Raw genomic sequence first — 18,667 nt, 5'->3', positions numbered from 1 at the left:
AGTGGGGTGAAGTCATGACATCTAAAAAGGATCAAAATATAAAGGATAATACACAGATAAATTTTTATAACGATGATTATTATATAAACAGAGAGCTCAGCTGGCTTCAGTTCAATAGCAGATGTTTGTCTGAGGCAAAGGATAAAGCTACACCGCTTTTTGAAAAGCTGAAATTCCTTAGTATAACAGCAAGTAACCTGGATGAGTTTTTCATGGTCCGCGTTGCGTCCCTTAAGGATATGATTCATGCGGGCTATAAGAAGCCTGATATTGCAGGTATGTCTCCTTCGCAGCAGCTGGATGCTGTAACAAGTGCAGTGCATGATTTTGTTAATCAGCAATATCATATTTATAACAGGCTCTTGATCCCTGAGCTTAGGGAAAACGGACTTGAGATAGTTAAGAACTATGACAAGCTGACGGCTGATGAGGCTAACTATATCGACCGTTATTTTGATGATTTTGTATATCCTGTTCTTACGCCCATGGCTGTGGATTCATCGAGACCGTTTCCTCTTATAAGGAACAAGACTCTTAATATAGGTGCTCTTGTACAGGGTAAGGAAGAGGGAGATGAGCTGGAATTTGCCATGGTTCAGGTGCCTTCTGTTCTTCCGAGAATCATGGAGATACCTGAGAGCGATGGCGTAAGGAAGGTTATGCTTCTTGAACAGATCATTCAGAGGAATATTCAGAAGCTTTTCCTGAACTATGATATCGTATGCTGTTATCCTTTCAGAGTAGGAAGAAATGCCGATCTGTCAATTGATGAGGATGAGGCAGAGGATCTTCTTAAGGAAATCGAGAAGCAGCTGAAGCGTCGCCAGTGGGGACAGGCAATAAGGCTGGAAATCGAGAAAGGCTTTGATAAGAGGCTGCTTAAGATTCTTATTGATGAACTGAAGGTTGAGGAGCGTGAGGTATATACCATAGATGGTCCTCTTGATCTTACCTTCCTGATGAAGATGTATGGTATGGAAGGCTTCGACTATCTGAAGGAGCATGGGTATAATCCTCCTGCGATTGTTCCGGGGCTTCCTGCTGATCGTGATATTTTCGAGTGCATAAGAGAAGGCGATATTCTCATGCACCATCCTTACGAGAGCTTTGATCCGGTTGTACGTTTTGTTGAGACAGCGGCATCTGATCCTCAGGTTCTTGCCATTAAGCAGACACTTTACAGAGTAAGTGGTAATTCACCCATCATCGCTGCTCTTGCCAAGGCTGCTGATAATGGTAAGCAGGTATCGGTACTGGTTGAGCTGAAGGCTCGTTTTGATGAAGAGAATAATATCGTATGGGCGAGAATGCTTGAGAAAGCAGGCTGCCACGTAATTTACGGACTAAAAGGTCTGAAAACACATAGTAAGATAACGCTTGTTGTTAGAAAAGAGGAGGACGGTATCAGACGTTACGTTCATCTGGCAACAGGTAACTATAACGATTCTACTGCGAAGCTCTATACGGATGTGGGCATGTTCACCTGCGCAGAAGCTTATGGCGAGGATGCTACCGCTGTATTTAACATGCTTTCAGGTTATTCAGAACCTCTTGCATGGAACAAGCTTACCATAGCGCCGCTTTGGCTTAAGGACAGAGTCCTTGATCTCATTCACAGAGAGGCTGATCACGCAAGGGCAGGAGAGCCTGCACATATCATTGCCAAGATGAATTCCATCTGCCACAAGGATGTAATCGCTGCTCTGTATGAAGCCAGCAGCGTAGGCGTAAAGGTTGAGCTTATTGTCAGAGGTATCTGCTGTCTGAGAACAGGAATACCGGGAGTCAGTGATAATATAACCGTCAGATCCATCGTAGGTAATTTCCTTGAGCACAGCCGCATATTCTATTTTGAAAACGGCGGAAGCCCTGAATACTATGCTTCAAGTGCTGACTGGATGCCAAGAAACTTAGAGAGACGTGTGGAGATAATGTTCCCTGTGGAGAATCCTGAGCTTAGGAAGAAGCTGTGGCATATATTGGATGCCGAGCTTAAGGATAATGTGAAGGCTCACATGATGAATGCACAGGGCGAATATGTGAAGGTTACCAGGAGAGGTGCTGAAGCACTCAACTCACAAAAGCTCTTTGGCAAGGAAGCAACTGAGCTTGGTAAACCAAAAGATATTGCAGAAAGCAGGGTTTTTGAACCTGAATATAGGGATGATCATGGACTATAAATATATTTTAGCCTCCGGCTCACCAAGAAGGCGTGAGCTTTTAGGACTCCTTGAAGTGGACTTTGAGGTTGTTCCTGCTACGGGGGAAGAGGTTATAAACAGCGATGTACCATCGGAAGTGGTAGTTTCCTTGTCGCAGCAAAAAGCTAAAGAGATATTTCATAAACTTTTAAGAGATAATAAAGATGCGCTCGTTGTAATTGGCGCAGACACTGTTGTATCATATAAAGAGAAAATCCTCGGAAAGCCTGATGGCAGGGAAACTGCAAGAGAAATGATAGGCATGCTTGAGGGAGATTCCCATGAAGTGTATACCGGCGTCACGGTGATGTATACGGATGACATTGGGAATGAAGAGAGTTTTTCCTTTTATGAATGCACAAGGGTTAATTGCTACGACATGAGCGAAGCTGAGATTGAGGGCTATCTTGATACCGATGAACCTTATGACAAGGCCGGAGCCTACGGAATACAAGGGGCTTTTGGTAAATTCGTAAAGGGAATAGAGGGCGATTACAACAATGTTGTTGGTCTGCCCACTGCAAGACTCTATCAGGCAATGAAGAAACATGGTTTAGTTTAGACGCATAAGTGTGGGATTAAATCTGTGATGTTTTTTCTGTTACATATTTATCCTTTATGCGGGAAAGAGAGAATCTATGCACGATTATGACGATGCTGTACTGAATTGTTTTCTGGAAAATCAGGGACAACTTTTTTCTGAGAATGTGGCTGACAGCCTGGAAGAGGCAGAGGCTTTTCTTGAGGACTGCATGGCGGTAGTCGTAGATTCACCTGAAGAAGTAGAGGAATACTTCGAAGAGGCCGGCCTTGATCCCGGTGATGGTGATGTTATGGATGCATCAGAGGTCTTTGATATTGGAGATGGAAGATATCTTATAGTTGAGGGGTGATTTCTTTTATCGGGGTTCCAATTTTATTATTTTAAATACATATTTTTATGGAGGATTCAGAAATGAAAAGTGTAATGAAAAAAGTTTTGCTCGGTGTTTCCGCGCTCAGCTTTGCTATGCTGCTTACTTTGTGCAGCGGGGTTAAGGCTGAGGCAAAGGTTACTACAAAGTATCCAACAGCGTATTGTTTGCAGGCGCCTAACAATGGGTATCTGTTGAGAGTTGGTGAGGACAGACAATATATTGTTGATGTCAAAACATCTAACAAGAATGTAGTTTCTCTTTCACCTGCGAAAAAAGGTGGCTCAGGCACCAATTACAACGCAAACAGACCAGGTACATGTACAATTACATATACTATGGAGAGAAACGGCAAGAGATATAAGGCTACTCAGAAATATATTGTTGTTAGAAAGCGCCCCTACAAGCAGGTTAAGCTTAATGGAAAAGATATAACCAAAACTGTTAACCAGGACAAGGGCTATAAGTCAATAAAGTGCAAGACTGAGGAATATACACTTAGTTGGAAGGTTGCTTCAGATCTTAAGGTTTGCAAGCCTGATAAGGTTCAGGAAGGTTCCGGTTTTTCAGGAGAAAGCCTTATAACCAAAAAGAGTGGAACAAAGAAGTTTAGCGGAAGAAACTTCCACCACATTTATTTGAAGGATAAGAAAGGCCATTATTTAGGCACATTCCTTTTCTATATTACGCAGAATGATTAAGGGGTATTTCCTTTATGAGGGGGAAATTAAATAAGATCATTTATGGCATAGTCATTTTTGCCATCTATTCATTTGAGCTGACCATGACCCTGCAGTTAAATGACAGGGTGGTCGGCGATATGAATAGCGCATATCATTATGCCGGTTCAGTTATTCTCGGAATAGGTTTTTTACTGTTCTATCTTAGTCGCAAATTCATTGAAAGTGACAAAATCAGAAAGATAATAACTTTATTAGTGACATTTTTATATTCTGCCGCAATGCTTTTTAGAGTAAGGGTATATGACGGCTTTTTCGTGGCGCTTATTTGCTCGGCATGCATAGGATTCCTTGGCGGAATGGTTTACTACATGCTGGCTGTTCTTGGAAGCATAATCGGATTTTCCGGGATTATTTTGGCATTTGGCTCAAGTCTGGCATTTTTACTGCAATTTTTATTGCAGGGATTTATCGATAAGCCTGTAATAATTTATGCGGTTATTATAGCGGGACTGCTGATTATGACTGTCTCATTTATTTATCCTATGGGGGATTTTGTATTTGAAAATATGCTGCCCTATACGGATGTTTCCGAGGATTGGAACGGATTTGTGAGAAAACGTCTAGTAAGGCATACCGGGTTATCAATCCTTGTCCTGTGCATATCTCTTGTGTGTGAACTTCAGTATATTGCTTCTCCTAATGTGGCTGCAGGGCTTTATGGGGTGCCAAGGCTTTTTTTACCAATCGGATATTTTATCATTGCCATAGCAGGTGATGCGTTTGGTTTTAGGATGGCAGAAGTGGTAATGCTGTGTGTTTCGCTTACTTCTTTTGCTGCGATGCCGCATAGTGACTTCCTCACAGGAAGAATGAGCCTTTTCTATATTCTGGCAGGTGCAACCATGGCATTTATAACCATGGGCTATTGGAATATAGCACCTAAGACGGAAAAACCTGATCTTTGGGCAGTGTTTGGCAGAATAATAGCTATATTTGAGGGGCTTTTGGCATATGTTTTAATCTTCGCGGTAAACGCAGGAGAATTCATGACAATGGTTCTGGTGGCGCTTCTGCTTATGGGCCTGTTTATTCTGTTCATGGATTATAAAGAAAAAGTACCTGAAACATCTCAGGAAGAAGTTAAAGAGGATGAGAATACAACGTTCGAGGCTTTTGCGGACCATTACAGGCTCACGCCAAAGGAACAGGATGTAATGCATGCGCTGTTAAAGTCTGATGCCAAGCTCAAGGTTATTGCTGAAGAGATAAATACCTCTGAGCGCATGATCTACAGATATATGAATCAGCTCTATGTAAAAACCGGGGCTGAGAATAGGGCAGGCCTAGTTAAGAGTTATTATGATTATGAAAAAAATCGGTCGTTATCATAAATGATAAAGCAGAGGTTTATATAGTTTATAAAAGCTTAAGAAATGGCGCAGATTTCGGTATCTGCGTCTTTTTTAGTCGGTAAAACATGGGCTTTTGGGTTTATAGCTATTTTAGAAAGTAACGTGGCATAAATCACCACGTAGTATTACAGACCGCTTTATATCTACTATAAGGGTAGATGTGATATCTGCTCATAGAAGATAGTGATGAATATTGATTGGAATCCCGGATTGGTAGAGATTTTTGTTTTTGTGATAATAGGAGGTAATAATAATGAGAACGAGAATTTTTAGAAATTGGAGTAAGTGTTTTTCCAGAATTCTATATGTATGTTTGTTCGCGTGTTGTTTAGCAATTCTTGTTCCTGTCATGAAAGCGAAGGCTGCTGAGATAAACTGGCCCATAACGACATACTCCGGGCAATATAAGGAGGAACTCGGTGAACCCTATCCATATTCACCGGGAGCTATTTATTTCTTTGATAAGAAGGACACGCTCTATGTGAACAAAGATAAGACTTTAACGCTGACATTTTCTAATACATATGGAAATTATCCTGTGTATTACTTCAAGTCTGATACATATGCTTATCCGATTGGAAGTGGTTATGGTTATGGCGATGGTTGGCAGATATGCACCTATGATGAGGCTTTCAATACTGTTGAAGATGGTAATACCATGACATTTTCATACGAAGGGAAGCCTACGACTAATACATATGTATATACCAGAGCAATTGGTTACGATGAGGAGGGAAATGAATCAAACAACCTTTGCGGCAGTAGAATAATTATTTTGACGATCAATTGGGGTGATTCCTCCGGAGAAGAAGCGACTTCCGAAGATAAAACACTTAGGGATACTACTGCAGAAAATTATGGAAAAAATTTTAAATATAGCGGATATAAGTATTCCATAATTTCCGACGAAGCGGTATCTCTTGTGGCAATTCCCAAGAATTCTTCAGGTGTTTTGAGACTAAAAGACAAAGTGCAATATAAGGGAAAGAAATACAAAGTGGCTTCTATTGGTGCTAAAGCGTTTAAAGTAAAAAACAGTGTGACTCATGTTGTTTTTGGTAAAAATATAGTTGAAATTGAGCCAAGTGCTTTTTCGAAACTATATTATCTTAGAAAAGTAACTCTTGGACAATCACTTGAACGTATTGGTGATAAGGCATTTTATTGTTGTAGCAATCTTCATGATATATATGTTAAATCACCTAATCTTGTCTTGATTGGGAAAAAGGCATTTTATAAGGCTGATAGAACCGCATGTTTCAGATTATCTTCATTAAAGTATGCACAAAAGAAAGCTATAAAGAAGCTTTTGAAGAAGAAATCTGTAGGTTATGTAAAAACATGGATTATACCTTAGAATAAGGGATTATTCGAAAAGATAAATCATACAAAAAAAGATAATTGCAATATATATAATAATATGATATTCTGTTGAGGCTGCGTCTGTTGACGCAGCCTCTTATGCTAATCAGAAAAGACAGTGTCATTCTGACACAAGTCATTTCCAATAAGTATTGAGAACAGTAGACTACCGGAAAAACATGGATTCAGGTCACATAGTATTTTAAGGAGGAGGCATATGTATTTGTATGACTAAAGAAGAGCTTATTAAACAAATAAGACAAAGTATTATTACGGAAAGGGACAAAAATGAACTAATTGCCATTGTAGAAGGAAAAAGACTGGCAAATTTATATTCAGATGCTGTAGTGAAAAAGGTGTTTTCTCCGGACTTGCATCCGGAACGCCTGGATTTTCTACTTCAGAGGATAATGAAAGATTCGAATATACAGGTTTTACATTCTGCAAAAAATGAGGGGCTTCAAAAGAGTATTTATTCCAAAAAACTTATAAGTGATATTCCTGCCTGGCTAAAAGATCACAAGATTGTAGATTTGGAAATACAGGCTGAGGCGCAAAACTTTATTATCAGCAGAGCAGATATCTATTCTTCAGAGATGCTTTTGGTTCAATATTCAGTTGATGAGGGACAGATGAAGGATGAAATGGATTATGAAAAAGCTAAAGGAGTAATAATCTTAGTGCTTATGGTAAAAAGCCCTGCTATGTTCAAAGAATTTGAATCTGATCGATACATTCATAGGGTAGAGTATGCTATGACTGATACCGGCATGAAATTACCTATGCTGAGACAGTTTGTGTTTGTTCAGCTTGATAAAGCTCTTGAAGAATACCTTGCTGATACGTACAATAAAGATGAAGACATAAAGTTGTTGAGATTGCTGGCCATGATTGCTGACATAAATAATGAAAAATTGATGAAAGAAACTATAGATGATGAATTCTTTAATCGTATAAGAAAAGAAGTTTCTGACTTCTCAGCGGATAAGGAGGTTCAGGTTATGTTATTAGAAGAAAAAATGGCTATTATCGATTATCGGTTAATGAAAGCAGAAGCGATAACTGAAGGCAGAGCAGAAGGCAGAGCAGAAGGCAGGGCAGAAGGCAGGGCAGAAGAACGTAGTGAAATTCAGGAAGTATATGGCTGGCTATTTAAAGAGGGTAGAGCCGGTGATGTTGAGAGAGCTACACAGGATTCTGATTATTATGATGTCCTTTTGAATGAATACAAGAGTAGAAAAAAGTAACTTTAAGAAGCACTCAAACATAATTAAGGCGGAGAATATACTGTTATAAGCATATTCCCCGCCATTTTCATTTATAAAACTAAATTGTCGAATAACCAAAGCCATTGCAGATAGCATCAACAGCTACGCCATCATTACAAAGCGGGCAGGCGTCAGGTGAGTAGCTGGCGTAATCCGGTAGGTCATGCACTGAGAAAAGTGACCTGATCGGTACACCCTGAATCTGAGTTGCGATTGAAAAAACAGCAGCAATGCCAACGGGCTCGCCCTTATAGAATCTGATGGATTCAAGAGCACTCTGCAGGGTTCCTCCTGTTGTTACAGAATCAATCAGGATCAGAACCTTCTTATTGTTGATCATATGTTGGTTGTTATCGCGGAACATGATCTGTCCTGTCGGATTAACCTCGGGACCTGTGATATACATGGTCTTATGGGAATTCATGGATATAACACCGCCCTCTGTCAGCTTGTTGGCGAGATATGAGCCAACAACCTCCATACCATCAAGACAGAGGATGGCATCGATAACATCAGAAGCCAGGAACAGCTCAGCAAGTGATTCACCGGCAGCTCTTGCTTCCTTCATTCTGGCTTTGGTGTCGCACATATCCAGAAAATAGTTTACATGGGAATGCGGGGTGATGAAGTGCCCCTTTGTGTAACGAAGAATTACGTCATTGTTTCTTGAATACTCGAGTTTCTTATAGCCTTGCATAATGCGTCCTCCTATTAGTAAAGCACTACAATAACTATTACTGCGAGGATATTACTGAGCAGATATCTGATTGCGCCTCCTCAGCGAAATCTTCGCAAGAATGAACAACGATATATCAATAATTGTATTTACTATATACATAATATCATATAAAATCATCAGATAAAATCGTTATATATACGTATATTTCTTATCGGAGGATTGGCATGAAAAAGAAGGATGTTTTAACATTTACAGAAGGCGCGAACAGGTGGGAAGATGCGATTCCCGTTGGAAACGGTTATCTGGGTGCTATGGTTTACGGCCATACATCAAGAGACAGAATACAGCTTAATGAGGATTCTTTGTGGAACGGTAAAGGTTTTGACAGAATAAATCCCAAGGCTCTGGAGAAGCTTCCGGAAGTAAGAAAGCTTATTTTCGAAAGAAAATTTAAGGAAGCAGAAAGACTTATGCTTTCGCATATGATCTCTTCACCATCCAGTATGACCAATTACTCCACGCTGGGTGAGCTTGATATATCGCTGAATCAGGAGCAGGCTTTTCCTGACAGATGGTTTCCTGAATCGGATGCTGAAAAATATAAGTCAGAGCTGGATATGATGAATGGAATACTTACCATATCCCATGAAGAAAAGGGCGTTTGCTATAAGAGGGAAGTATTTGCCAGTTATAAAAAGAGGGTTCTCTGTGTTCATATAGAAAGCGATAAGGAAAAGGCAATAAATCTGGATGTGGCCTTAAACCGTTATCCTTATAGGGATGAAAGAGTTCCTGATGACAGAAGACCAGGCAAGTTTTTAAGTGGTGGTATATGGGCAGCTCCAAGGTGTGACAGAATTTACACTGAAAATGGCAGACTTTTCATGGAAGGAAATGAAGCGGGAACGAAATTCGGGGCAGCGATCTGCCTGGTTACTGATGGTGCTATAGAAGACTGCTATTCAAGACTATCTGTTTATGATGCAACAGAAGTTACCATCTATCTGGCTGCGCTTACGGATAACAGAGCAGAGAACTATAAAGCAGAGATAGAGAGATTCCTGGACGACGCTGTAAAGATCTCATACAGCGAGATTAAAGCTGAGCATATGCAGGATTTTTCAGGATTTATGGAGAGGTGTTATCTTGACGTAGCTGAAGACGAGAGAGCATCAAAGTACTTTAGCTATGGAAGGTATCTTTTTGTGTCTTCAAGCAGAGTCGGATCCAATGCCATGAATCTTCAGGGTATATGGAACTACGAATTTGCGCCAAGCTGGGACAGTAAGCACACCATCAACATAAATCAGCAGATGAACTACTGGCCTGCAGAGGTCTGCAATCTGTCCGATCTTCATGAGCCTCAGTTCGACCTTCTTGCAAGGCTTGAGAAAAATGGTGAAGAATGTGCCAGAAAGATGTATGGCTGCAGGGGAATGGTATGCCATCACAACACGGATTTTTACGGTGACTGCGGAACACAGGATGTTTATCCTGCAGCAACCTTCTGGGTTGTGGGCTGTGCCTGGCTCGCAATGCATATTATAGAGCATTACAGATATACACTTGATAAGGAGTTTTTAAGAGAAAAGTATCCGCTAATCAGGAAAACAGCGCTGTTTTTTGTGGATTTCCTAATCCCGGATGAAGAAGGATATCTTGTAACCAATCCCTCCTGTTCTCCTGAGAACCGCTTCGTCATAGAGGAAGGCTATGATACTCCTCTTTGCGCAGGACCCGCCATGGATAATCAGATAATAAGGGCCCTTATGAAGGCGATGCTTGAAGCAGCAGATTTACTTGAAATAGATGAACCTCTTAAGGCAGATTTCGAGAATATCATTTCAAAGCTAAGACCAGATGGAATAGACAGCACAGGGAGACTGCTTGAATGGGCAAAAGAGGAGAAGGAGCTTACCCCGGACATGGCTCATGTATCCCATCTCTATGCTGTTTATCCCGGGGATGATATCACAGAGAAGACACCCGAGCTGTTTGAAGCAGCGAAAAAATCTCTGCTTTTCAGAATAAAGAGCGGCGCAAACAAAAAGGAGTGGCCCGGTTCATGGCAACTTGCACTTTTTGCCCGATTTAAGGACAGTGAAAATACAGACAAGAGCCTTCAATATCTGCTTGATCACTCTCTTACAAAGAGCTATCTGAACGCAACTGGTGTTTTTCAGATTGATGCAAACATGGGAATTCTTGCCGGAATGGCAGAGTGCCTCATCCAGAGCCATGACGGCATAACCCTTCTTCCTGCCCTTCCTGTAAGTTGGAAAAACGGAGAAGTTCACGGCTTAAGGGCAAGAGGAGATATAACTGTGAGCATCAAGTGGGAGAATTCACGCATCACAAAGGCTACAGTGGTAGCAGGACATGGCGGAAAAGTGCGCTTTAATAATGAAGTACCACAGACATCTCTTCCTGTAATAAAGAAGGAAGGAGGATTTGAAATAGATCTTCCAAAGGGAGAAATAATAGAACTAGCGTTTTGATTTTTTCTTGAGTTTAAATCTTGATATAACATAAGTTTGCAGGACGGAATTTTAAACGAAATAAAGTGTTTTTCTATGGCGTTTTAGATTGTGATATTCAGATTAAATATGACGTAATATCGATAATTATTACTAAAAAACCACTTAAAAAGTTTCGTAAAAGGAATAATTTATTACAAATAGGTTAATAAAAATACATTATTAATTCATAAAATGAAACAAAATCTTAAAAGGCAGAACAATTGATTAAATTTGCGGCAATTGTTCTGCTTTTATTTATTTCATGGGCTAAAATCCAAAAATTAAGGCGTATGTTATATTAAAAATAGATTAAATTTATAAACAAATTCTAAAAATTTTATAAATTAATTTTAGAAATCCCATTGAAAAATTTTTTCTATACATTATTATAGAAATTGAAATTTTTTTTCGGAGAGTGTTTTGATGAGTGACGAAATATTGAATAATTACGTCGAGGAAGATGAGATCGACTTTAGGGAACTCTTCTTCGTTTTAAGGAGGAAGTGGTGGCTGTTAATTACTTGTGCGATTGCAGGAGCAGCAATAGCTTTGGCATATACCTTATTCCTAATACAGCCAATATATACGTCTTCTTCTATGATTTATATTTTTTCCAAATCTACAACAATAACGTCAGCCATAGACTTACAGATAGGTGAGCAGTTAACGGTAGATTTTGAGATCCTGGGAAAGAGTCGCCCTGTAATTGAGAAAGTAATAAGTGATCTTGAGCTGGACACTACTTATGAAGATCTTTTAGAGACAGTTACAGTTGAGAATCCAAAAGATTCGCGCATTATTAAAATCACTATTGAGAATACAGATCCTCAACTTGCTTGTGATATTGCGAATTGCCTTGCAGACAATCTTGCAGCAAGGGTTGCAGAGGTAATTGACACAGATAAACCATCATCTGTAGAAAGTGCAGTTCCTGCCATTATACCTTCAAGCCCGAGTAAATCCAAGAATACTGCACTTGGTGGGATTTTGGGGCTTCTTTTAGCAGCGGCAATAGTTCTTATTCAGTACTATAGCGATATGTCAATTAAGGATGAAGATGATGTAAGGAAATATTTAGGAATGAGTACATTGGCATCCATTCCTTTTGAAAAAAGCATTTGTGCAGAACGCGATGGTAAGAAATCAAAGGGGCATAAAAAGAGAAGAAAATGAGCAAAAAGAAATATACGGTAATTGCTCTGCTAATAATTGTCTGCGGTATTTGTGCAGGAATAATAGGATATTACTTCTCTGAGTTTTTTCGTACTCGTAGTGAAATACAGGATCTTCAGGAAATTGCATATGAAAATGACGGATCTTCAAAGAAGCCGAATGAGAGGCCGGCAGACAATGCGGTGGTAACCGAATCCCCTGAAAAAAATGAAGATTCCGTAAGTAGTAACGATGAGAATTTAAATGAAATCCCGGTTGATATAGAGGCACTTCAGGAGACTAATCCTGATATATTGGCCTGGATAAGTATTCCGGATACTGTTATAGATTATCCGATCGTTCAGCATCCAAACAATGATGAATATTATCTTGATCATGGCCCTGATGGTATGTATTCATCTTATGGATGTCCTTTTATCGAGATTTGTGACCAATTACCTTTTGAGGAATTTAACACAGTAGTATACGGCCATAATATGAATGATGGTTCCATGTTTGCCGCTTTGCATAAATATGAAGACCGGGAATTTTATGATGGTCATCGCGATTTTTATATTTATACAGCTGATCATATTTATTTGTATACGATTTTTGCTGCGGTGATGTACAGCGATGCCAGAATACCGTATTACTATGATGATGCGGTTGAAACTGACAGGACAGCATTTTTGGAATCATTAAGAACAGATATTGTAGAAAAACGGAGTTATATTTCAGATGATCTTAATGTGAATAAGGATAGCAATATCATCACACTGAGTACCTGCGATAAGAAACTTCGGGACAACAGATTCCTGATTGTCGCTAAGCTTACACAAATAGATGGACAGGATGTCGAGTAATGATGAAGAAAAGAGAAGTATTAGTATTAGCCATTATTTTCGTTTGTGTGATTCTCTTTACGGGTATTGGTGGCTTCCTCATTTCGGAGAGAAGAAATAATAATGTTGTCAGAAAATCAGATAGCGCAGTAGCTGAACCAGCAGATAAAAATGAAGAAGACGATGCAGGCACGACGGATGAAAAAGATGAAAGCGATGTAAAACCTGAGGTATATACAAGGGATTCTTTTGACGGAAGTATTATCTATCAGGGCAAGCGCTATGAGAAAAATACTGCAATAGATACAGTTTTGTTTTTGGGAATTGATAATAGCAATCAGTCACGAGAAGGTGTAGATCTTGCTGAAGGCGGAAGAAGTGATACCATTATCCTTTTTGCCATAGACAATGAAAATAAGATCATCGCACCGCTCGAGATTAACAGAGATAGTATGGTTGACGTTGATATTTATGACAACGATGGCAACTATCTGGCGCAGGGCTTTGAGCAGCTTACAATGCAGTATTCATACGGGAAAAGTGCCAGAGAGGCTTGCAATTTAACTAAGAATAAGATTTCTGATTTATTGTGCAGGACCAGGATTGACGGCGTTATTTCTCTTACTGTTGATGGTATTAAGCCAATTGTTGATCAAATTGGCGGAGTTGATCTTAAGCTTGAAACAGATGAGACACAGTTAGATCCTTCTTATTGCAAGGGAGCATTTGTTCATTTGGATGGTGCGTCTGCAAGGGATTTTGTCCATATCAGAGATGCTGAAGTCAGAGGTAGTAATATTGAACGAATGTCCAGACAGACGCAGTTTATGCTTGCAATGTTTCAGAAAATCAGGATGCAGGGCGGATCAGTAATAGAAGAGATGGAAGATGCTGCAGGTGACAATCTTTATGAAGATGTTAATGCCGATATACTGACACATTTTACTGACTATGAATACTCCGAAGAGATACTGATGCTACCCGGTGAAAACAAGACAGATGGCATTCATGATGAGTTTTATATAGATGAAAATAAGCTTACTGAAATGATTTTGAAGCTGTTTTATATGGAATCGTAAATTGTTTTAGCAAGATTTTTATAAAGAATAAAGGAGAAATTGACATGAAAAAAGTGAAGTTTTTACCTATTGTTGCTGCTGCAGTAATAATGATATCAAGCTTGGGATATTCTACTCCCGTATATGCTGCAAGCAGAACGGAAACAGCAGAGGTGCTTGGAGTATCTCGTGATCCCCAGGAGACGCCACAGGTTCTTGGTGCAAGAAGGCGCCCTGATGAGTTAGGACCCGGATTATCTACCGGTGATATTACAGATAAGGATGCTCTTAATTCACTTTCTAATCTTGAAAATGTTGCAAATATAATTAGTGCCTATATAGGTGCAACTGTGGATTCAAGTGAGATTTCTATCCTTGATATGATGGAAATCACTCATGATGAGAGTGTTGAAGTTTCAAAGGAAAACCCGCTTTATATTACTTTTAGTTTTCCGGGAATCACTGCGGATTCAGAAGTATATGTATTCCACTATGGAAAAAATGGATGGGAAATTGTGCCAAGCACGGTTTCTGATGGACAAATCGTCGGAGAATTTACTGATCTGTCACCTGTTGCCATCGTAGCTAAATCTAGCACGCTGAAGGGCTCAGTTCTTGGTGCAAACAGATCAAAGTCTCCAAGAACAGGCGATAACAGAATGGCTTATATCCTTGCTAGTATAGCAATTCTTGGCATGGTTGGTTTCACAATAAAGAAAAAGGAAATCTAATGATCATTTTCAGGAGAGAAACACAGGAGCTTTTTGATCTTCACAGTCATATCATTCCGTATGTTGATGATGGTGCAGAGGATTTGGAAGAAGCGAAGAGTCTCATAAGGGAAGAGTATTCACAGGGAGTCCGTTTTATTGTAATGACGGTTCATCTGCGTAGTGGAATGTTTGAAACATCTGTTCAAAAGGTGAAAAGACATTTTAGTGAACTTAAGGAATGGCTACCGGAAACGGATATGTCTGACCTGGAAGTATGCTTTAGCCGTGAATACTATTGTGATGAGAGATTTGAAGCTTTACTTGATGCTTATATTCAAGGAAAAGATTTTGTGGAATTCGACGGAAAGCGTTATTCGTCAAAGGAAGAGATTATTCCTTTTGGGAATAAGAAATGTATTCTTTTGGAGTTTTCATCCGGTAGAAATCAAAAGGATGAATACGGAAAATTTATTAAAAAGGTCATGATGGCAGGATTGACGCCAATTATTGCTCATGCAGAGCGTTATCCTGCTGTGCAGGCTAACCCTGAGCTTATTTATGAACTACGAAAAGCAGGCGCATATATTCAAGTAAACTGTGATTCCATTCTTGAAAATGGTTCAAAAAGAGTATGCGAAACAGCCGATATTCTTTTGAAAAATGATTGTGTGGATATTGTATGTTCAGACGTACATGATATGTGCGGAAGAGTCATAAATATGAAGAAATGCTTCAATTATGTAAAAAAGAAATATGGGATAGAAACTGCAAAGTTATTGTTCCATGATAATGCCGAATATTTGATAAAGAATTACGAATATTTGGCATCAGCGTTTTAGGAGTTGTTTGATGTTGGATTTAAAACTTGAAAAGAAAGAGCTTCCTTTTGCCATGGCAGAGGAAATAAAAAATTTGAGGACAGGTATTACTTTCTGCGGTGCAGACATAAAAACGGTATTGTTTACCAGCAGTTCGCCTAATGAAGGGAAAAGTACAATTTCATTAGAGACTGCCAGATCATTTGCTGAACTTGGTAAAAAGGTTCTCTATATGGATTGCGATTTTAGAAAGTCTATTTTCAAATACAAAATTGAGGACGGAAAGATCGGTAAAGGCTTAACTCACTATCTCACAGGACAATGTGATTTTGAGGATATTATTTATAGGAATTATGGCAGGGGGGATGCAGAGTTCTATGTTATTCCTTCGGGCCCTAGCAGTAAAAGTCCAACAGAACTACTCGCTTCAAAAAGGTTTATAGAGCTTTTAGCGAAGCTTCGTAATGACTTTGACATGGTAATACTGGATACACCACCACTTGCAAATGTAGTTGATGCATCTATCATAGCTTCAAATGTAGACGGATCAATAATTTTAGTCGAAGCCGGTGGCATGAATTATCAGATTGTTCAGAAAGTGCGGGATAAGTTGGCATCATCCGGTGCTAGGATTCTGGGGGTCGTACTTAATAAGGTAGACAAAAGCAAAAAAGGCTATGGCTATTACAAGTACGGTAAAGGATATGGGTACGGATATAACTATGGCTACGGGGATAGCCGGTAATTCCATTTGAATTTACAGATGTAATAGTTGTTTTATCCGAGGGTATAAGAAAAAGGGGAGAACAGGTTGATGGAAAACAAGTTAAAGATATGTTTAGTTGGTTCTTCTGGGGGACATTTGGCGCATTTATATATGCTAAAAAAATATTGGCAGGATAAAGATCGTTTCTGGGTTACTTTTGACAAAGAAGATGCAAGGAGCCTTTTAGAGGGAGAGAAGGTTTATCCGGCATACTATCCTTCAAATCGTAGTATAAAGGCTCTTATAATTAATTCATTCAGAGCGATCAAAATTATAAGTAAAGAGCGTCCTACTCTGATTATTACTTCAGGTGCCGCTCCGGCAATACCATTTTTTTGGATTGGTAAATTGTTTGGTGCAAAAACTATATATATTGAAGTGTTTGACAGAATAGATGCACCTACGATTTCCGGTAGGCTTTGCTATCCGGTTACAGATAGATTTTTTGTTGAGTGGGAAGAAATGAAACGGGTTTATCCTAAGGCCATTAATTTAGGTAGTATTTTTTAGTTATATAGGAGTTTACAAAAATGATTTTTGTAACAGTAGGTACACATGAGCAGCCATTTAACAGATTGGTTGAATATATGGATAATTGGGCGAAGGATCATGATGAAGAGGTTATAATTCAGTCAGGATTTTCAACCTATGAGCCAAAATATGCAACCTGGCAAAAGCTTTTTCCGTTTCAGGAAATGAATGAAAAAATCGAAAAGGCAAGGATTGTTATAACTCATGGCGGACCGAGCTCTTTCATAGCACCACTTCAGATTGGCAAAATCCCAATCGTTGTTCCACGAATGAAGGCTTACAATGAGCACGTTAATGATCATCAGCTCCTATTTTGCAGAATTATCAATGAACGTATAAAGAACATCATTCTTGTAGAAGATGAGCAGCAGCTTGATGAAATCATAGAAAATTATAATTCATACGTTGATGCAAACACAGTTAAGCAGAAAAGCCATAATGAGGTATTCATTGAAGCTTTTGAGAAGAATATTAAGGAATTGGTAGATTAATGAAAAAGTTTGAGTAATGTCTGTTTAGCTAACAGTGCTTGTTAAATTGTGGTAAGGATCTTAATATACTACGACTTAAATATTTATTGAGATAATTATGAAGGAAGGATTTGGAGAATAGTATTTATCATTGGATTAGAAGATATGAGTAAGACAGTAAAAGTTTTAGAAGTATGCCAAAGAATGGAAGCAGCAGGAGTACAGTCATTTCTTATGAATATGTATCGGAATATCGATAGTGAAAATGTTCAAATGGATTATTTGGTTCATTATAAGGAAGATCAGTTTTTTGACGATGAAATAAGAAAGTTAGGTGGGAAAATATATAAGTTTTCTGTCAGGGAAGATTATAATATTTTTAAATATTGCTATGAACTGTTTCGTTTTTTTAGAATGCATCCAGAGTATAAAATTATACATGGGCATATGGATACATTGGGTTTTATTTATCTAGGGATTGCAAAAATATGTGGAGTTCCTGTAAGGATAGCTCATGCTCATAATAGTTTTGTTCAAAAAGGTATAAAAAGACCATTTAGATTATTGATGATAAAACTATATTCTATACCGGCAAATAGTCTTGCTGCATGCTCAAAAAATGCAGGAGAATTTATGTTCGGGAAATCCAATTTTAGTGTAATACATAACGCAATTGAAACTGAGAAATATAAGTTTAATAACAATTTAAGACTACAAAAACGTAAGATACTTGGCTTAGAGGATGATGACATTGTATTAGGGAATGTTGGTAGATTTCATATTTCTAAAAATCAAGTATTTCTCATTGATATATTAGCGGAATTAAGAAAGATTAATTCCAAATACAGACTATTGCTTATTGGGAGTGGTGAATTAGAGAATGAGATAAGGCATAGAGTGGCAGAGTATAATTTAGATTCTGCTGTTACGATATTGAGTAATCGAAGAGATGTAAATGAGCTGTATCAAGTAATGGATGCCTTCTTGATGCCATCTTTGTATGAAGGATTGCCGGTAACTGGAATTGAGGCTCAAGCTTCGGGATTACCATGTTTCTTTTCTGATTCAATTACAAAAGATGTTGATATTTCAAACAATACGATGTTTATATCTTTGGAATTAAAACCTGAAAAGTGGGCTTATATTGTAAATGAAAATTTAAAAAATTTCGATCGAAAAGATGTGTCTGAATTAGTAATAAAGAATGGGTACGATGTAAAGACTGAAGCAAAAAAACTTGAAATGAAGTATTGTGAATTAGTTAGTCAAAGGTAATATA

The 18,667-nt window shown here is 38.7% G+C and carries 18 protein-coding genes; 17 read left to right on the top strand and 1 reads right to left on the bottom strand.

All coding sequences use genetic code 11. The annotated features are described in order from the left end of the window. Nucleotides 1-14 precede the first annotated feature (14 nt). From G610_RS0105860 to G610_RS0105830, 7 genes are all read left to right on the top strand, one after another. Entirely contained in the window at nt 15-2,180 is a 2,166-nt protein-coding gene (locus G610_RS0105860; protein WP_026524046.1) for an RNA degradosome polyphosphate kinase, read from the top strand. Then, on the top strand, nt 2,170-2,763 hold the full coding sequence (locus G610_RS0105855) for a Maf family protein (protein ID WP_026524045.1): 594 nt from the start codon (nt 2,170-2,172) through the stop codon (nt 2,761-2,763). Before G610_RS0105860 ends, G610_RS0105855 begins: the two co-directional genes overlap by 11 nt. A 76-nt stretch (nt 2,764-2,839) precedes the next feature. Further along, a complete protein-coding gene (locus G610_RS0105850; RefSeq protein ID WP_026524044.1) occupies nt 2,840-3,094 on the top strand; it encodes a hypothetical protein in 255 nt (84 codons plus the stop codon). 62 nt (nt 3,095-3,156) lie between these two features. Next, entirely contained in the window at nt 3,157-3,816 is a 660-nt protein-coding gene (locus tag G610_RS0105845; protein WP_026524043.1) for a hypothetical protein, read from the top strand. Nucleotides 3,817-3,830: 14 nt separating this feature from the next. Next, entirely contained in the window at nt 3,831-5,189 is a 1,359-nt protein-coding gene (locus G610_RS0105840) for a helix-turn-helix transcriptional regulator (RefSeq protein WP_026524042.1), read from the top strand. Between the two features lie 274 nt (nt 5,190-5,463). Continuing rightward, nucleotides 5,464-6,567: a leucine-rich repeat protein gene (locus G610_RS0105835; RefSeq protein ID WP_026524041.1), complete on the top strand. Its 1,104-nt coding sequence runs from the start codon at nt 5,464-5,466 to the stop codon at nt 6,565-6,567. A gap of 232 nt (nt 6,568-6,799) precedes the next feature. Then, nucleotides 6,800-7,819: a PD-(D/E)XK nuclease family transposase gene (locus G610_RS0105830; protein ID WP_026524040.1), complete on the top strand. Its 1,020-nt coding sequence runs from the start codon at nt 6,800-6,802 to the stop codon at nt 7,817-7,819. Between the two features lie 79 nt (nt 7,820-7,898). Here G610_RS0105830 and G610_RS0105825 read toward each other — a convergent pair whose 3' ends face one another. After that, complete coding sequence (locus tag G610_RS0105825) at nt 7,899-8,537, bottom strand: phosphoribosyltransferase family protein (protein ID WP_026524039.1); 639 nt, start codon at nt 8,535-8,537, stop codon at nt 7,899-7,901. 206 nt (nt 8,538-8,743) lie between these two features. Here G610_RS0105825 and G610_RS19900 point away from each other — a divergent pair, with 206 nt between their 5' ends. The 10 genes from G610_RS19900 (at nt 8,744) to G610_RS0105775 (ending at nt 18,663) form a co-directional block, all read left to right on the top strand. Continuing rightward, nucleotides 8,744-11,017 (top strand): glycoside hydrolase family 95 protein, encoded by a 2,274-nt coding sequence (locus G610_RS19900; RefSeq protein ID WP_051197714.1) that lies wholly within the window; start codon nt 8,744-8,746, stop codon nt 11,015-11,017. Between the two features lie 444 nt (nt 11,018-11,461). Further along, nucleotides 11,462-12,211, top strand: a complete 750-nt coding sequence (locus G610_RS0105815) for a YveK family protein (RefSeq protein WP_035797081.1) — start codon at nt 11,462-11,464, stop codon at nt 12,209-12,211. Beyond that, on the top strand, nt 12,208-13,053 hold the full coding sequence (locus G610_RS19895; protein WP_051197704.1) for a class B sortase: 846 nt from the start codon (nt 12,208-12,210) through the stop codon (nt 13,051-13,053). Before G610_RS0105815 ends, G610_RS19895 begins: the two co-directional genes overlap by 4 nt. Next, nucleotides 13,053-14,111 (top strand): LCP family protein, encoded by a 1,059-nt coding sequence (locus tag G610_RS0105805; protein WP_026524037.1) that lies wholly within the window; start codon nt 13,053-13,055, stop codon nt 14,109-14,111. Before G610_RS19895 ends, G610_RS0105805 begins: the two co-directional genes overlap by 1 nt. Before the next feature lie 44 nt (nt 14,112-14,155). Then, a complete protein-coding gene (locus G610_RS0105800; protein WP_026524036.1) occupies nt 14,156-14,821 on the top strand; it encodes a hypothetical protein in 666 nt (221 codons plus the stop codon). Next, nucleotides 14,821-15,642, top strand: coding sequence for a tyrosine-protein phosphatase (locus tag G610_RS0105795; RefSeq protein ID WP_026524035.1), 822 nt, complete (start codon nt 14,821-14,823; stop codon nt 15,640-15,642). Before G610_RS0105800 ends, G610_RS0105795 begins: the two co-directional genes overlap by 1 nt. Before the next feature lie 10 nt (nt 15,643-15,652). Continuing rightward, the gene (locus tag G610_RS0105790) at nt 15,653-16,366 is read left to right on the top strand and encodes a CpsD/CapB family tyrosine-protein kinase (protein WP_026524034.1); all 714 of its coding nucleotides are present in this window, start codon (nt 15,653-15,655) and stop codon (nt 16,364-16,366) included. Nucleotides 16,367-16,435: 69 nt separating this feature from the next. Continuing rightward, a complete protein-coding gene (pssD, locus tag G610_RS0105785) occupies nt 16,436-16,897 on the top strand; it encodes a PssD/Cps14F family polysaccharide biosynthesis glycosyltransferase (RefSeq protein WP_035797077.1) in 462 nt (153 codons plus the stop codon). A 20-nt stretch (nt 16,898-16,917) separates the two neighbouring features. Then, nucleotides 16,918-17,409, top strand: a complete 492-nt coding sequence (locus G610_RS0105780) for a glycosyltransferase (protein ID WP_026524032.1) — start codon at nt 16,918-16,920, stop codon at nt 17,407-17,409. A gap of 144 nt (nt 17,410-17,553) precedes the next feature. Then, a complete protein-coding gene (locus G610_RS0105775; protein ID WP_026524031.1) occupies nt 17,554-18,663 on the top strand; it encodes a glycosyltransferase family 1 protein in 1,110 nt (369 codons plus the stop codon). Nucleotides 18,664-18,667 lie beyond the last annotated feature (4 nt).

Source organism: Butyrivibrio sp. MB2005 (assembly GCF_000424285.1).
In the GTDB taxonomy this organism is placed as follows: Bacteria; Bacillota; Clostridia; order Lachnospirales; family Lachnospiraceae; genus Butyrivibrio.
Note: the sequence above shows the minus strand (reverse complement) of the source record. Positions and strands in the feature narration are given on the sequence as shown.

Coding starts and splice junctions, on each gene's coding strand:
- G610_RS0105800 (WP_026524036.1), top strand. CDS start 14,156: ATGAAAAAAGTGAAGTTTTTACCTATTGTTGCTGCTGCAGTAATAATG.
- G610_RS0105845 (WP_026524043.1), top strand. CDS start 3,157: ATGAAAAGTGTAATGAAAAAAGTTTTGCTCGGTGTTTCCGCGCTCAGC.
- G610_RS0105815 (WP_035797081.1), top strand. CDS start 11,462: ATGAGTGACGAAATATTGAATAATTACGTCGAGGAAGATGAGATCGAC.
- G610_RS19900 (WP_051197714.1), top strand. CDS start 8,744: ATGAAAAAGAAGGATGTTTTAACATTTACAGAAGGCGCGAACAGGTGG.
- G610_RS0105780 (WP_026524032.1), top strand. CDS start 16,918: ATGATTTTTGTAACAGTAGGTACACATGAGCAGCCATTTAACAGATTG.
- G610_RS0105835 (WP_026524041.1), top strand. CDS start 5,464: ATGAGAACGAGAATTTTTAGAAATTGGAGTAAGTGTTTTTCCAGAATT.
- pssD (WP_035797077.1), top strand. CDS start 16,436: ATGGAAAACAAGTTAAAGATATGTTTAGTTGGTTCTTCTGGGGGACAT.
- G610_RS0105825 (WP_026524039.1), bottom strand. CDS start 8,537: ATGCAAGGCTATAAGAAACTCGAGTATTCAAGAAACAATGACGTAATT.
- G610_RS0105790 (WP_026524034.1), top strand. CDS start 15,653: ATGTTGGATTTAAAACTTGAAAAGAAAGAGCTTCCTTTTGCCATGGCA.
- G610_RS0105850 (WP_026524044.1), top strand. CDS start 2,840: ATGCACGATTATGACGATGCTGTACTGAATTGTTTTCTGGAAAATCAG.
- G610_RS0105840 (WP_026524042.1), top strand. CDS start 3,831: ATGAGGGGGAAATTAAATAAGATCATTTATGGCATAGTCATTTTTGCC.
- G610_RS19895 (WP_051197704.1), top strand. CDS start 12,208: ATGAGCAAAAAGAAATATACGGTAATTGCTCTGCTAATAATTGTCTGC.
- G610_RS0105795 (WP_026524035.1), top strand. CDS start 14,821: ATGATCATTTTCAGGAGAGAAACACAGGAGCTTTTTGATCTTCACAGT.
- G610_RS0105830 (WP_026524040.1), top strand. CDS start 6,800: ATGACTAAAGAAGAGCTTATTAAACAAATAAGACAAAGTATTATTACG.
- G610_RS0105775 (WP_026524031.1), top strand. CDS start 17,554: ATGAGTAAGACAGTAAAAGTTTTAGAAGTATGCCAAAGAATGGAAGCA.
- G610_RS0105860 (WP_026524046.1), top strand. CDS start 15: ATGACATCTAAAAAGGATCAAAATATAAAGGATAATACACAGATAAAT.
- G610_RS0105805 (WP_026524037.1), top strand. CDS start 13,053: ATGATGAAGAAAAGAGAAGTATTAGTATTAGCCATTATTTTCGTTTGT.
- G610_RS0105855 (WP_026524045.1), top strand. CDS start 2,170: ATGGACTATAAATATATTTTAGCCTCCGGCTCACCAAGAAGGCGTGAG.